The following is a 16,222-nucleotide window of genomic DNA, read 5'->3' as shown; positions in this document are numbered from 1 at the left end:
AAGGTGGTTATTGCGGCGGGGCTCACCTCTTCCCATCCCGAACAGAGTAGTTAAGCCCGCCTGCGCAGATGGTACTGCAGTTATGTGGGAGAGTATGTCGTCGCCTTTCTTTATGAACCCCAACCCGATAAGGTTGGGGTTTTTTTTATAAATTTTTATAATAGCTGCAATTTCTATTCATAACACACGCTTCACAGTTTGGTTTTGGTCTACAAATTTCTTTTCCTAAAAAAGAGATTGCCATCCCAATTTCTCCCCAAATTTCTTTTGGTAGCAGTTGCATGAGTTGCTTTTCTGCTTTGATACCATCCAAAGTTTCTGGAATTAATCCAATTCTTGGCGCTACTCTAATGACATGTAAATCTGCTATAATTCCTTCGGCGGAAACATCTGATTCTCGCATTATGACATTGGCAGATTTTCGGCCAATGCCTTTTAGAGCAGTTAAACTATCCATCGTGAGCGGAATATTTTCATCGTTTTTGATGGTTTTGGCTATTTCTAGTAACCAGCTGGCTTTGGTGCCAAAATTCCTTACTTTTGAAACATAAGGAATTAATGCTTCTAAATTTGACAAAGCTAAACTTTCTATATTGGAAAAGTTTTCGAATAAAGCAGGAGCAATTTTATTGATATTGGCATCAGAATCTTGAGCGGATAAAACAACCATTACTAGTAACTGATAAGTATTTTTAGCTTCTAATGGATGTTCTCGTTGGTTGTATTTTTCTAGAATCGGAGTTAAAATTACTTTCCAATTTGGCACTTCTTCAAACAAATTTTCCATTTTTTAAATATTAAATTTTTTTGAAACATTTGATTACTATTTATTGTTTGTTCTTTAATTTGAAAATGTAAAAATACTTATTTTGTTTTACTATTATAAAAAAGAATTTAGCGTTGTATATTTGAAATCCGATTTTTCAAAAAGTTATCAAAATGATTGTAAAACAAAGGGTTAATTTGACTATTTTGCAAATTCAAGAATACGGTTTATGAGCACAAAAAGACACCTTTTGATTATTGGTTTTGTATGGCCAGAACCTAATTCTTCTGCTGCTGGTGGTCGAATGTTACAATTAATTTTGTTGTTTAAAGAACAAGGTTTCAGCATTACGTTTGCTAGCCCAGCTTTAGATAGTGAGTATATGATAGACTTTGAATCTATTGGAGTTGCCAAAAAATCTATCACATTAAACTGTTCTAGTTTTGATATTTTTATAAAAGAGTTTAATCCTGATATTGTTTTGTTCGACCGTTTTATGATAGAAGAACAATTTGGCTGGCGTGTTGCCGAAAATTGCCCTGATACTTTGCGATTGTTAGACACCGAAGATTTGCACAGTTTGCGTTTGGCACGCCAAAAGGCATTCAAAGAAAACCGACAATTTGAAACCAATGATTTGCTAGTTGAAGATGTTTCCAAAAGAGAAATTGCCAGTATTTTGCGTTGCGATATTTCGTTTATAATTTCTGAGTTTGAAATAGAATTATTGGAGACGGTATTCAAAATTGATAAAACGTTGCTGTATTATTTGCCTTTTTTATTAGAACCGACTCCTGTTTCAACTATTCAAAATCTGCCTTCATTCGAAGAGCGAAATAACTTTATTTTTATTGGAAACTTCCTTCATGAACCCAATTTGAATGGGGTTCAATATCTAAAAGAAACGATTTGGCCACTCATCAGAAAGCAAATGCCGAAAGCTGTTTTGCAAATTTATGGTGCCTATCCTTCTCAAAAAGTATTGCAATTGCACCAACCAAAACAAGGTTTCCATATTATGGGTCGAGCCAATGATGCTCAAGAAGTGGTCCGAAATGCCCGAGTGGTTTTAGCGTCTTTACGTTTTGGAGCAGGAATAAAAGGGAAATTAGTAGAAGCAATGCAATGCGGAACACCAAGCGTAACAACAACAATTGGAGCTGAATCAATGTGTGGCGATTTGCCGTGGAATGGTTTTATTACTGATGAACCACAACTTTTTGCCGATAAAGCTGTGGAATTGTATCAAGACAAAATCCTTTGGATAAAAGCCCAAGAAAAAGGATTTAAAATTATAGAAAATCGCTATTTGAAATCTTTTTTTGAGAATGATTTTGTTGAGTATATTTTAAAAAAACAAACCCATTTAAAACAACATCGATTGCATAATTTTATGGGGACACTATTGCAACATCATACTTTGACAAGTAAAAAATACATGTCGAAGTGGATAGAAGAGAAGAATAAGAAATCCTAGATTAAAATACTATAAATATAATTGTTCCGATAAAAGCATACAAAATGCTAAGCAATATTTCTAAACGAAATTTTTTGATTGTATTTTCCATAATTTGAAGTTTTATTCTACAATAAGTTTTTTTGAAGCTAAACCCTCTCCTGTATTTATTTTTACCATATAAATTCCTTTAGCCAAATCAGAAACATCGTATTGATTTTGATTTTTGAAGGCCTTAATTAATTGACCTTGTAACGAATAAACATTGACTTCGTTGATAATAATGTTTTTATTGGATGATAATTCAAAATTATTCTTCGAAGGATTTGGATGCATTTTAAACGAATCATTAATTGTAAATATGTTAGTTGAAAGTGCTGTTGTGTAATCGTAAATTCTAGCATGACCAGTTGTGTTATTTGAAACAGGAGCACCAACCACTACTTTATTTCCATCTGCACTTATTGCCAAGGCAGTTCCTAATTCATCATTAGTTGCAGAACCCGTTACAACCGTTCCTACAGATGCCCATGCAGTTCCATTATGTTTGTAATAAACCATTAGCCCCGCAAAAGTAAATGAACCATTTATGTAGTTTGGCATTCCCACAACCATAGCGTCTCCTGCATCTGTTATACTTACCGATGTTCCTAAATTACCACCATTCACCCAGCCACTAATAGTTGACCCAAATTGAGTCCATGCAGAGCCACTATATGAATATACTTTTACATTTCCTTGACCAGATGCACCAGCTAATGGAGCACCCACAACAACTCTATTTCCATCGGAAGAGATACTTACACTTGATCCTGATTTATCTGTGCCACCATCGGATATTGTTACTCCTTTTTGAGCCCAAGCTGTTCCGTTCCATGTATATACTTCTACATAACCGTTTGACGAATTTGCCCATTTGCTTCCTGCAACTAAATTAACTCCGCTTGGAGACATTGCGATAGATTCTCCAAATTGATCATTTGCTGCATTACCATTAATATCAACACCTTTTTGAGTCCATGCAGTTCCATTCCACTCATAAATCCTAATATGTCCACTGTCTTCGGTCGTACCGTTTAAATTATTTTTTGGAGCACCAACAGCAATTATAGTCCCAGAATATGAAATTGAAACCGTTGTGCCAAACTCATCTCCTAAAGCTTCCCCATTAATATCTGCACCCATTTGAACCCAAGTAGCAGTTCCAGAATCAAAAGTATAAACTCGAACATGTCCTGAGTTTGCTCCGTTACCATCATTAAATTTTGCTCCAACAATTAATCTAGTCCCGTTTCCTGATAGTTGTACTTCTCCAAAAAAATCACTTGCGGCTTCTCCGTTAATAGTTTGCCCTAACTGATTCCAAACCGTTCCACTTCGTTGATAAACTCTTACATAACCAGACATAGTAGTTGCTAAATCATTGTAAGGTGTTCCAATTGCAACACGGTCACCTAAAATTGTTGAAGATATTGAAACCGATGTTCCTGTATCTTCACCTAACACTGCGCCAATAATATTGGAACCAATTTGTGTTTGTGCAACGGCAAAATTTGAAAATGCCATAACAAACATTCCGTAAAGTATTTTTTTATTCATGATTTGGGTTTTTAATGGTTGTATTTCAACAAAGCAATAAAAAACAATATAAAAGTTGAGATAAAAATGAAAAGTGATATACTTGGGTTTGTAATTGTGCTAATTCGTATTAAAACTGATGGATTGTTCATTATAAATGTTGTCCTTAAAAAAGGAGGTGTTGATTTTTAATTCTAAATTTGTTGAATACACGATAAAAATGATAAGAAAATCCATAATTTTTATTCTCCTCTTATTTTTTCAGAAAAACCATTCCCAAGAACCCTATTCTATCAATATTAATAGAAAAGATGGCTTGCCTACAACAAATGTTTATGCCTCTTTTCAGGATAAAAACAACTTTATGTGGTTTGCAACTGATATGGGAGTGATAAAATATAATGGATTTACTTTTAAACATTTCAGCACTGATGATGGGCTTTCTGACAACGAAAATTTTAATTTTTTTGAAGATTCTAAAGGACGAATGTGGTTCAATTCCTATAATGGGAAATTATCATTCTTTCAGAATAATAAATTTTATAATGAAAAAAACACTAAAAAATTAGCCCAATTAAAGGATTTGGGTTTAATCATTCAAATTTCAGAAAACAGTCATGGCGATATCATAATTACGTATCGCAACGGAACAATTTATACGCTGAATTTAAATTCAAATGGAAGTTATTTAACATTTGAGCAAAATCCTATTTATTTCACTTTGCAAAATGGCAACTACTTTACATCAAGAGGGATTTGTAATAAATACGGAAAATGCATAACGCCTTTTATAAATATCAAAAACATTTCTAATTTTAATATTAAAAATTTCAAATTCAAAAACAAACATTATTTTGCCTACAACAACAAAGTTTTTGTAATAGAAAACAATCAAATTAAAAAAATAACCGAATTCGATTTTAAAAACAATGAGATTATTAGCCTTTTTATAGACTCAAAATCAATGTTATGGATTGGCACAAGAGATGGGGTTTTTGAAAAAAATTTAGATAAATGGAACGCCAAAACTAGTTGTTATTTTAAAGGGAACACCGTTTCGAGTGTTAATGAAGATTTTGAAAATAACATTTGGATTACCACTTTAGAAAACGGAATCTATTTTTTGCCAAACAGAAACACATCAATATTAAATGACCAAAACAATCAAATACTCAATATTAATTGTTTGTCAAAAGATAAGTTCAACACACTTTGGGCTGGTTCTAATGATAACGATTATTTTGCCATAAAAAATAGTTCTGTTGCTAATTTCAAGGCTACTTCAACATCTAAGCCTAATAATATAATCTCGCAGATTTACCACACAAATCAGAAAACTGTAGTTATAGGAAATCATGCAATTCAAATTAAAGATAATAAGAGTACGAATACAATTCAATTTGTGGGTGGTAGATGTTTCCTTGAAGATATTGAAGGAAATTATTGGCTTGGCGCTTCCTATTTGTTTAAATTAAAACCAAATTATTTTCAAAAGTTGACTAATCTGGGACTACTTTCTACAAATTCTTCGGTAATGATAGCCAACAAAACTACTTCTTTAATACAAAATAAAGAATTTATTTGGGCTGGAACAAACAAAGGAATTTTTTGTCTAGAAAACCGCAAAACTATTAATATCTCAAAACAATTTCCAGAAACGGCTACAGCAATTTCTGATTTGTATTTTCACGAAAGTACGCAAAATCTCATTGCTGGCTCTAACTCAAAAGGGATATTTGTTTTTAAAAACAATAAATTAATAAAGCATATTTCTAAAAAAAATGGACTTTCTAGCAACACAATTTATGCTATTAAGAAAGGCTTTCTAGATAATTCAGTTTTAGTATGTAATAATTTTGGAATAGATGCAATCAATTTCAAGGCAAAGAATTATACAGTTAAAAACTTAAACAGCACTTTTGGTATAGAGGGAACTAAGATAAATGATGTCGAAATAATTGGTGACAACTTGTATATTGCCTCTGATAACGGATTGCTAGTTGTGAATTATAAAAACTTAAAACAAAATACGATTAAACCTAAAATCGTAATTGAAAGATTTGTTGTTGAAAACAAAAATTATTATTTGTCAAAAAACAAACGCTTTAATTACAATCAAAACGATATCACTATTTCATATATTGGGCTGTCATATAAATCACAAAAAAATATTCAGTATCAATTCAAACTTTTAGGAAGTGATAAAAAATGGACAAGATCAAAATCATCTGAAATAAACTATAAATCACTTTCACCTGGCAAATATGAGTTCGTAGTTTATTGCGTTAATTCTAGTACTATTTATAGCAATCCTGCTAAAATTTCATTTATAATAAACAAACCATTTTGGTCAACCTATCCATTTATGTTTTTAGTTGGTGCAATTTTAATTGCAATTGGATATTATTTTTGGAAACAAAAGGAGCATTCTATTAAGCGAAAATTTGAAATAGAGCGCAACCAAATTCAGAGCGAAAGAGATAAAGCGAATATCGAAAAGCAAATCATAGCATTAGAACAAAAAGCGCTAAGAATGCAAATGAATCCGCACTTTATCTTCAACGCTTTAAACACTATAAAAGGATACTATTCAGAGGGAAATGATGAAAAAGCAGGAGATTTTATTTCTAAATTTTCTACACTTTTGCGAATGTTACTAGAAAACACAGAACAAATAATTCCGCTTTCGACAGAAATAAAAATGTTATATTTATACATAGATTTAACTAAAATTAGATATAAAAATGCGTTCGAATATAAAATTGAAGTTGATCCAGCAATTCATCAAGACGAAGTAGCTATTCCTATGCTTTTATTACAACCCATTGTTGAAAACGCGATTATTCATGGTCTTTCGCCAAAAAAAGGACATGGTTTTTTGCTTGTTTCTTTTTATAAAAAAGGCAAACAATTAGAATGTGTTGTAAAAGATAATGGGATTGGTAGAATAGCTTCGGCAGAAAAACAAAAACACAAGCTGCATGAATCGAAAGCCATCGAAATTACAAAAGAGCGACTAAATTTATTAGAAAATGATGAAAATATAAAAGCTGATTTAGTACTTGAAGATTTATTGGATGACAATAATAATTCAACTGGAACTTTAGTAACGATCAATATCCCATATAAAAACATTTGGTAATGCGCACAATACTCATTGAAGACGAAGATCAAGCAATTTCTGCACTACTAGCAGATATAAAACAACATTGCCCAGAACTAGAAATTATTGGCACTGCGGGAAGTGTTGAAGAAGGGGTTAAACTTATTCAGAAATTAAGTCCTGAACTCGTTTTTCTTGACATTCAGCTGTCAGATGGATTGGGTTTTGATATTCTGGAGACATTTAAAAACAATAATTTTAAAATAATATTCACCACAGCTTATAGTCAATACGCCATTAAAGCTATTAAATTCAGCGCTTTGGATTATTTACTTAAGCCTATCAATACAGGTGAATTAAAGATTGCGGTAAAGAAAGCTTTCGATACCAATAAAGAAACCAATCAGGCTCAAATTGAAAATTTTATTAAAAATCAAAACTTATTAAACCCTAACAAACGAATTGCTTTGCAAACCTCTCAAGGGGTTTTTCTTTATGAGTTACAAACCATCATACGCTGCAATTCTGAAGGAAATTATACCTCTATTCATTTTACAAATGGAAAACGGTTGTTAATTGCAAAGCCATTAAAGGAATATGAGGATATTTTATCTTCATTTGGATTTGAAAGAATACATCATTCTCATATTATTAATCTGAATCATTTAGTTAGCTACCTCAATAAAGATGGCGGTTATGTAGTTTTAAGTGATAATACTTCTTTGCCTGTTTCAATAAGAAAGAAATCACAATTGCTAAAAATTTTAGAAAGTTTTAATACGTAAACAAAAAATCCCGTTTTGAATTTCAAAACGGGATTTCATATATAAACCAACAAGCTATTACGCTAGCATCGTTACTGGGTTTTCAATATATTGTTTCAAAGTCTGCAAGAACTGTGCTCCGGTTGCACCGTCGATAGTTCTGTGATCGCATGCTAGAGATAACATCATCGTGTTTCCTACCACGATTTGTCCATTTTTTACCACTGGTTTTTCTACAATTGCTCCTACGGATAGGATGGCAGAATTCGGTTGGTTGATAATGGAGTTGAATTCAGTAATACCAAACATTCCAAGGTTAGAAATCGTAAACGTACTTCCTTCCATTTCGGTAGGTAATAATTTTTTGTTTTTGGCTCTTCCTGCAAGATCTCTTACACTTGTTCCAATTTGAGATAAACTCATTCCATCTGTAAAGGGCAATACAGGCACAACTAATCCGTCTTCAACCGCAACGGCTACACCAATATTCACGTGATAGTTGATGGTAATTGCATCAGCAGACCATTGTGAATTGATTTTCGGGTGTTTTTTCAAAGCCAATGCACTTGCTTTTATTACCATATCGTTGAATGATACTTTGGTATCAGGAACGCTGTTAATAATTGCTCTTGATTTCATTGCTTCGTCCATTGTTACCTCAATTACTAGGTTGTAATGTGGTGCAGTGAATAAAGATTCTGCCAAACGTTTCGCAATGATTTTACGCATTTGCGAATTTTTGATTTCTTCTGTAGCAATTTGACCTGCTGGAATGTATGGTTTTGAAACGATTGTCGGTTGTGAGTTGTCGGTTGTGGGTTGAGCAACTTGGCTTGGCATTGCTGAAGCTGATGGTGTGAAATTCTCGACATCACTTTTGGTAATGCGTCCGTTTTCTCCTGAACCTTTTACTTGTGATAATTGAATTCCTTTTTCGCTTGCAATTTTCTTTGCTAATGGCGATGCCAAAATGCGTTGTCCGTCAGTTGCAACTTCTTGTAAAATAGCAGTGGCAGTTTCTGCTGATGCTGCTTTTGCTTCTTCTGGTGTTGCAGTCGCTGGAGTTTCACCAACTTTATAATTTTCGGCAATACCGCTAATGTCTGTTCCTGCTGGTCCAATTATTGCTAATAAACTGTCAACTGGTGCTGTATTTCCTTCTTGAATTCCAATGAATAATAACGTTCCTTCATTGAAAGATTCAAATTCCATGGTGGCTTTATCGGTTTCAATTTCGGCAAGAATATCGCCTTCGGCTATTTTATCACCTACTTTTTTTAACCAAGTCGCTACAGTTCCTTCGGTCATCGTATCGCTCAAACGAGGCATTGTTACTACGATTACACCAGAAGGAATTTCTGATTTTTGAGTAACGATTTCTGATTTTTGATTTTCTAAAAATGGGGTTTCAGCTACAACTGGCACTACAGAACCTCCAGTAATTAAAGCTGAAACATCTTCGCCTTTTTTTCCTATTATTGCTAATAATGAATCTACTGGTGCGGTTTCACCTTCTGGAATTCCTATGTATAAAAGTGTTCCTTCATTAAAGGATTCAAATTCCATTGTTGCTTTGTCGGTTTCAATCTCGGCAAGAATATCGCCTTCACTGATTTTGTCGCCAACATTTTTTAGCCAAGTTGCTACCGTTCCTTCCGTCATAGTATCGCTCAAACGAGGCATTGTTATAATTGTTGCCATAATTGATTAAAGTTTATGAGGGATAAATGGATAGTTTTCTTGGTCGTAAACAACATCGTATAGTTGTTGTATTTCTGGATAAGGTGATTCTTCGGCAAATGTTACACATTCTTCAACCAAATCTTTCACACGTTGATCAATTGCTTCAATTTGTGCATCAGTAGCAAACTTTTGATCTTTGATTACATCTAAAACTTGAGTAATTGGGTCAATTTTTTTGTACTCTTCAACTTCTTCTTTCGAACGGTATAATTGTGCATCAGACATTGAGTGTCCTCTGTAACGGTAGGTTTTCATTTCAAGAAAAGTTGGTCCGTCGCCGCGACGTGCTCTTTCGATAGCTTCGGTCATTGCTTCAGCAACTTTTACTGGATTCATTCCGTCAACTGGACCACAAGGCATTTCGTATCCTAAACCTAGTTTCCAAATATCAGTATGATTTGCGGTTCTTTCTACAGAAGTTCCCATAGCATAGCCATTGTTTTCTACGATAAATACTACTGGAAGTTTCCAAAGCATTGCCATGTTAAAAGCTTCGTGTAAGGAACCTTGACGAGCTGCGCCATCACCAAAATAAGTCATGGTTACACCACCAGTTTCAAAATATTTGTCGGCAAAAGCCAATCCAGCACCAACGGGAATTTGTCCTCCTACGATTCCGTGTCCACCATAAAAACGGTGTTCTTTTGAAAAAATATGCATAGAACCACCCATTCCTTTTGAAGTTCCGGTAACTTTTCCTAAAAGTTCTGCCATTACTCTTCTTGGATCAACACCCATGCCTATTGGCTGAACGTGATTTCTATACGCCGTAATCATTTTGTCTTTTGTCAAATCCATGGCATGCAATGCACCAGCAAGAACTGCTTCTTGACCATTGTATAAGTGTAGAAATCCTCTAACTTTTTGTTGGATGTATAATGCTGCAAGTTTGTCTTCAAACTTTCTCCAAAGGAGCATGTCTTCGTACCACTTTAAATAGACCTCTTTTGTAACTTCTTTCATATGGATTGTTTCTTTTTACTAAAATTTAATGTTATCAATTATCACCTAATAACACAAAATAGTTTACTCACACAAATTTGCATCCCAAAGGTTTGGAAAGCAAAAATAAGACATTCCAAGTAAGTACTAAAACTTATCGTGCAATTTTTATTTTTTTACAAGAATTTTTTATCAAACATAAAGGGAAGTAAGTTTTTTAAGGAGTCAGACTTGTAAATAAGACCTATTTCTCCCATAAAATAAATCTCGATTGGAGTTTCTTGTTTAATTTCATATTCGGCTATAGATTGCCTGCAAGCACCACATGGAGGAATTGGCGCAGTTGTCTTATTAGTGTCCGAAGCTGCTGTAATGGCCATTTTTAAAATTTTTGCATCTGGATAAATTGCTCCTGCATGAAAAATGGCTACGCGTTCTGCACAAAGTCCCGATGGGAAAGCTGCATTTTCTTGGTTTGATCCCAATACTATTTTTCCATTATCCAAAAGAATGGCAACTCCCACTCTAAATTTTGAGTAAGGTGCATAGGCATTTTTTCTAGCTGCAATAGCCTGTTCCATTAGATTATGAATTTCATGAGGTAATTCCTTGATGGAATCAAAAACAAAAAATCGACTGGTTATAGTTATTTCTTTCATTATTTTAAAGTAAAAAAATCCAAATTTAGGTAGCTACTACTCAAAATTTGGACTTTTAATGTATAAATTAATTGCGATTAATATTCATCATATTTGTCTCCAAAATTGAATGTAAGTGAAAATCGTAAGGTGTTCTCTAATGGGTTTTTTACTTTGGATGCTGAAAATAAATAAGAGACATCTACTTTTACTACATTATATTTAAATCCTGCACCAAGTGATAAATAGGCTCTAGCTCCTTTTACGGGACTTTCATGAAAATATCCTAAACGCATGGCAAACGAATCTTGGTATAAATATTCTGCACCAACTGAGTAGGTAAACTCTTTTAATTCTTCACTGAAACCGCCAGGCGCATCATTAAACGACTGGAAAACACCCGATGACCAGCCAATTGAACTGTAATTATCTAGGTTTTGAGCTCTTTCGTCTGGTGTGATTGTTCCATTTCCATCTAAATCTGGGTTTTGAGGTGTAGGAACTAGTAATTTATTTAATTCAATATTTAGGGCTACCTTATTATAATCATCGAGAATAAAATCAAATCCAGTTCCTATTTTTAAATTTGCTGGCAAAAAATTAGTGCTGATTTCGGTATTGTCATAACTGATTTTTGGGCCTAAATTTTGAATATTAAAACCCGCTCTCCATCTTCCGTTAAAATCATTGTATGCAATTTCTTCGGATTGATAAAAACCAGCTACATCAACCGCAAAAGAACTTGCTGGTGAAGCATCGCCATTATCAGTAGCCACTTTTAAACTAGAACGAATGTATCTTCCGGCAACAGCCATAGAGAATTTTTCGCTTAATTTTAAGGAGTAAGATACGTCAAAAGCAAATTCATTTGGTGAAACTATTCTTGGTACTTCGTCAGGATTTCCTGTCTCGCGTAGTTCGATTTCGCCTAAACCAAAAAATCTAAAACTTCCTGCAAAAGCACTTCGCTCGTTTAATCTATTATAATAATTTACTTGCCCTAGTGAAATATCGTTTACTAAGTCTGTAAGATATGGTGTGTAACTTATTGCGAATCCTTGTTTGTCAAGAGCAAAAGCATATTTAGCAGGATTCCATTGTTGTGAGAATGCATCTGCTGATGTGGCAACGCCGTTGTCTGCCATACCTGCAGCTCTAGCATCTGCAGCAACTAATAAAAAAGGAACTCCAGTTGTGATGACGTTTTCAGGGGTTTGTGCTTTGGCAAAAGATACAAAAAACAAACAGATTAAAAGGGCGGTAATTTTTTTCATTCTAGTAAATTATAGATTAAACAAATATAGTATTTTATTAAAGTATTACAAGTTTTTCATATTTTTCGGTTCTTTTATTAGTTAGGCTCGATTTTACACTGAGCTTGTAAATGTAAACTCCTTTTCCAATTTTATCTCCAAAATCGTCTTTGCCATCCCAAGTAATTTCTTTTGATAGAAATCCTTCGGTGTTGATGATTTGATTTTTTGACCAAACGACTTTTCCGGTAATTGTCATCACTTGAATTTGTACCTCTAAAGGTTCATAAGGGTGATTGTGTGTAAACCAAAATTCAGTGTAGTTTACAAATGGATTGGGATAATTCAACACATGTGTCAATGTTAAAGATTCATCCCCAATAACGATAAACTGAATTTCGGCCGATATTGGATTATTGTATACGTCCCAAGCCTTAAAGGTTATGGTGTGTAATCCAACGGCTAAATTCCTAAAAGGAAACCGCAGTGTTCCTTTTGTAATATCATCAAGTGCAGTTTGATAATAGTCATTTAGTATATAGGGATTATTTACATCGCCATCAAGAATTGCAACAATATCATGACCAATACCACTTGCAGTATTTATTCCGTTTTCATCTTCTAAAATGGCCAGTAAAAAAGGCGATTCATTTGTAATGCCACCAGAAACAAATGTTTCGTCGTTCATATATAACTTAACTGTTGGACTTATATTGTCTGCGATAGCATTTTCATTTACTCCGCCAATTTTTATAATGGTATCAAATCCAGTTTGATTCTCTAGGATTAGATTTTTTTTAGAATAAAAACTAATTTTTCCATTAGACAAAGGAACTCTTATGTCCCTTGGAACAACAAAATTAAATTCAAATTGACCATTTGTAACCGATGCATTTCCTCGAAAAATTGTTTCTCCTAATGCATTAAAAGCTATTGGTGCGCCATTCCCATCGTTGTTTAAAGTTGCTCGGGTAATTTTTTTATCAAATATGGTTGTAGAAAGCGCTCCAGAATAGTTTGTAAGTGGGTTGTTATTTTCATCGGTAATTTCACCCGTTATTTTCATTCGAGCCAGTGATTTAAAATCGTCTATAGGTTGCGAAACAGGTACATCGTTTACTTTTGTCAATCGAATTCTAGGTTTTGGTATGGCTAGCATTATGGCTGGATCACCTATATAAAATACTACGTTTGTAGATGAGTTTGGGTTGCTGTTTTTAGATATTCGCAAGGCTTCTGCTATGGAGTTGTATTGGTTTGAACCATAAGAAAATAAATTTCTAGCTAGAAGATCGTTGAAATTTTCTGCACTAAATTGTCCAATTTCTCTAATGGTTGTAATCATAGAAATGGCGCCGCCTTTTGGGTTCCAATAGGTATATTCGCCTGCTGTAGGTCTTGAGGGATTGTCAAATCTAGAAAAATCACAGGTAATAGTTATAAATAATGGATATTTATATTGATTGCTTAAGTTTTGACCATCGGATTTTTCCCATATTCGCTCGCTCGATAATCCGTCTTCACCACCATGCCCTAAATAATTAAAGACTAAAGCGCCTTTTTCAAAAGCACTAAATATATCAGCTCTAGCTTTAGAATATCTAAACCCGCCAGCCGACGCTTCTTGTGTGTAGGAATCTAAAAGAATTTTAGTAACATTCAAAAATGGTTTTTGGCTGGTTATAACATCTGCTAGTTGATTTTGTCTGCTTTGTAACGAAATATCAGAGGCTTCATCTATATCATCGCTAATTGTTACATAATTATTTCTCCAACTTCCGTATGATTTTAGGTCATGATATTCAATTACTTTGTTTACCATTTCTTCGGCTTGTTTATTGTCGCCAACTAACATTCTTCCCACAGCGATATCAATTCCTCCAAAAAAGTTGATAACATTTCCTTCGCTTTCATCCATCAAACCAAAGAAATCATCAGATGCAAAGGAAGATTCTCCAATGGAATTACTGTTTAAAGCATGGTAAATGGGAACAATATTCGTATTATTCGCAATTCGGTTTTTATAATCATAGGAAGCATCCCCAAAAAGGTTTACGTATTTTATTTTTTTTGCAGGATTTAGTGGGTTGTCATAAATATATTTTATACAATTTCTAATAGCAGCAATGTCTTGTTTTCCGGATGAAAATTCTTGATAAATAGATTCAAGGGTTATTACTTTTACATTCAAATTAGAATAGGATCTATGGAAAACAGCTAATTTTTCGGCTTGAGGCACTAAAAAAGCTGGAGCGATTATTACATAATCTATAGTATTCTCAGAAAACATGCCTTTCAAATTCTGGTTGGCAATTTTTGGTTTGTTGCCTTTTAATGGAGTAAAATAATCTGCAGTATCTAGAGCAACATATTTCCGTATTAGACCTAAATTTGCCTTAAATACAATTGAACTTTGATTTAAGTTTTCAACTTTAGTTACATTATAGATATCGGTTACATCCCAAATTTTTGAAATCGTATTTGCATTGGAAATGGTATAAGTCACAATGCCAGAATTAGCTCCAGCTAAATCATATTGAAAGTAAAATTGTTTGCCGTAACCTTGTAGTTTTCTTTTGGCAACGAGTCGAATATTATCAAGATATCCTTTTGAGCCTGGAACTCCGTTGTTATCGTAAGTCAGTTTTATTTTTACGTTTTCGGTTGCAGTAAAATTAGCGTTAGGTAATGATCCAGCTATAAATTGAGTTCCAGAATTAACGACTAATGACGGAAAATTCATAGTGCCCAACTCTTGACCATTTGCGGCAACTTTAAAACTTGTATTTGTAAAAGCTGCAGAAGCTGTAGTTGTACTTAATTTTATAGGAGTTGCAGCGTCAATATTTGGAAAATTAAATGAAAATTCTTGCTCTTGATTAATTTCAAAAGATTCGCCAAACCATTGTCTGCCAAGTCGAGCGATATTTATTAAATCTAATTCATGATATTGATGATCGTCAAAAGTGTCTAGATTTAAAGTACTACTTCCTGAAGGTTGAGCCATTGTTGAGATTCGTTTACCCGTTCCACCTTGAACGGTTACATAATAATAGGATTTTGTATCATATAAATTAGAATTAGTTTGACTTTCGGCGTTATAAGTATCAACGCCTTCTCCATAGAACAAAATATAGTCTTCATTATTAAATACACCATCAATCTCGCCGGAAATTTCAATGGCGTTTTCGGATAAATCCAATGGATAAAAGGTGCTATTCGCCAGTGGAAGCATACGTCCGCCGTTGCCAAAAATTTTTATATTTCTTGGATCAACAGCACTCATGTTTAGGCCTAACTGCTGTAGGAAATTTTTAGAAATTTTGTAAACACCTGATTTTTCTATATAAAATTGATACCAATCTCCAGTAGACAAAATGGAGTTTGTTATAACATTTGTATTTGTGATTTTATTCATTTGGTAATTTCTGGCGCTGCTATTACTCAGAGAATAGGAAAATGATTTAATTCGTTTGTATCCAAAATCATCTTTGATTATTGGAGAAAGAACAAGAAACGACTGACTAACATTGCGTGATTCAGTGTTTTTTATAGTTGCTTTTATTTTTTTTGGAATATTCTCTTTGGATAAATCTCCTAATTGAGACTCTAACAGTGTTTCATAAACAACGTTAGTTATTTGTAGTGAATTATCATCGAATGATGCCGAGCTAGATAAATTTAAAACATAAAAGATAGATTTATTCAAAGCGTCATAACTATAAGTATTTCCTACAAACTGAGGAACATTGACTTTATAATTACTCGTAGAATTTTCTTTTTTTTCATGCCATTCAATAGCAATATCACCTTTGATTTGAGCAATTGAAACAAAAGGCAACAAAACTAAATATAGTATAAATTTTTTCTTCATTATTCTCTTAAACGGGGTTTATGGCTAAATATTACAATCAGTAAAAATATATCATTTAGTGTTATTGTAAATAATAAATAGTATAAATTTGCGTTAGTGTAATGT

Annotated in this window: 10 protein-coding genes and 1 rRNA gene; 4 read left to right on the top strand and 7 right to left on the bottom strand. The window is 33.5% G+C overall.

Annotated features, from left to right (window positions below):
• Positions 1-109 (top strand): 5S ribosomal RNA (rrf, locus tag RMO53_RS04825).
• A 36-nt stretch (positions 110-145) separates the two neighbouring features.
• Here rrf and nth read toward each other — a convergent pair.
• Complete coding sequence (gene nth / locus RMO53_RS04820) at positions 146-787, bottom strand: endonuclease III (RefSeq protein ID WP_310378542.1); 642 nt, start codon at positions 785-787, stop codon at positions 146-148.
• 208 nt (positions 788-995) lie between these two features.
• Between nth and RMO53_RS04815 the strand changes: the two genes are divergently transcribed.
• A complete protein-coding gene (locus RMO53_RS04815) occupies positions 996-2,243 on the top strand; it encodes a glycosyltransferase (protein ID WP_310378540.1) in 1,248 nt (415 codons plus the stop codon).
• Between the two features lie 102 nt (positions 2,244-2,345).
• On the opposite strand, the gene RMO53_RS04810 is transcribed toward RMO53_RS04815, so the two are convergent.
• Entirely contained in the window at positions 2,346-3,821 is a 1,476-nt protein-coding gene (locus RMO53_RS04810) for a T9SS type A sorting domain-containing protein (RefSeq protein WP_310378539.1), read from the bottom strand.
• A gap of 199 nt (positions 3,822-4,020) precedes the next feature.
• Here RMO53_RS04810 and RMO53_RS04805 point away from each other — a divergent pair, with 199 nt between their 5' ends.
• Entirely contained in the window at positions 4,021-6,942 is a 2,922-nt protein-coding gene (locus tag RMO53_RS04805) for a histidine kinase (RefSeq protein ID WP_310378537.1), read from the top strand.
• The gene (locus RMO53_RS04800) at positions 6,942-7,688 is read left to right on the top strand and encodes a LytTR family DNA-binding domain-containing protein (RefSeq protein ID WP_310378535.1); all 747 of its coding nucleotides are present in this window, start codon (positions 6,942-6,944) and stop codon (positions 7,686-7,688) included. The genes RMO53_RS04805 and RMO53_RS04800 overlap by 1 nt, the downstream gene beginning before the upstream one ends.
• A gap of 57 nt (positions 7,689-7,745) precedes the next feature.
• Here RMO53_RS04800 and RMO53_RS04795 read toward each other — a convergent pair whose 3' ends face one another.
• From RMO53_RS04795 to porU, 5 genes are all read right to left on the bottom strand, one after another.
• The gene (locus RMO53_RS04795) at positions 7,746-9,368 is read right to left on the bottom strand and encodes a 2-oxo acid dehydrogenase subunit E2 (RefSeq protein WP_310378533.1); all 1,623 of its coding nucleotides are present in this window, start codon (positions 9,366-9,368) and stop codon (positions 7,746-7,748) included.
• Positions 9,369-9,374: 6 nt separating this feature from the next.
• Positions 9,375-10,373: a pyruvate dehydrogenase (acetyl-transferring) E1 component subunit alpha gene (gene pdhA, locus RMO53_RS04790; protein WP_310378532.1), complete on the bottom strand. Its 999-nt coding sequence runs from the start codon at positions 10,371-10,373 to the stop codon at positions 9,375-9,377.
• A gap of 155 nt (positions 10,374-10,528) precedes the next feature.
• Entirely contained in the window at positions 10,529-11,011 is a 483-nt protein-coding gene (gene cdd, locus RMO53_RS04785) for a cytidine deaminase (RefSeq protein ID WP_310378530.1), read from the bottom strand.
• A gap of 77 nt (positions 11,012-11,088) precedes the next feature.
• A complete protein-coding gene (gene porV / locus RMO53_RS04780) occupies positions 11,089-12,264 on the bottom strand; it encodes a type IX secretion system outer membrane channel protein PorV (RefSeq protein WP_310378528.1) in 1,176 nt (391 codons plus the stop codon).
• 37 nt (positions 12,265-12,301) lie between these two features.
• Complete coding sequence (porU, locus tag RMO53_RS04775; protein WP_310378527.1) at positions 12,302-16,117, bottom strand: type IX secretion system sortase PorU; 3,816 nt, start codon at positions 16,115-16,117, stop codon at positions 12,302-12,304.
• Positions 16,118-16,222: the final 105 nt, after the last annotated feature.

Origin of the sequence: Flavobacterium sp. (assembly GCF_031409475.1) — a bacterium.
GTDB lineage: Bacteria > Bacteroidota > Bacteroidia > Flavobacteriales > Flavobacteriaceae > Flavobacterium.
This window is presented reverse-complemented; position numbering and strand designations above follow the sequence as displayed.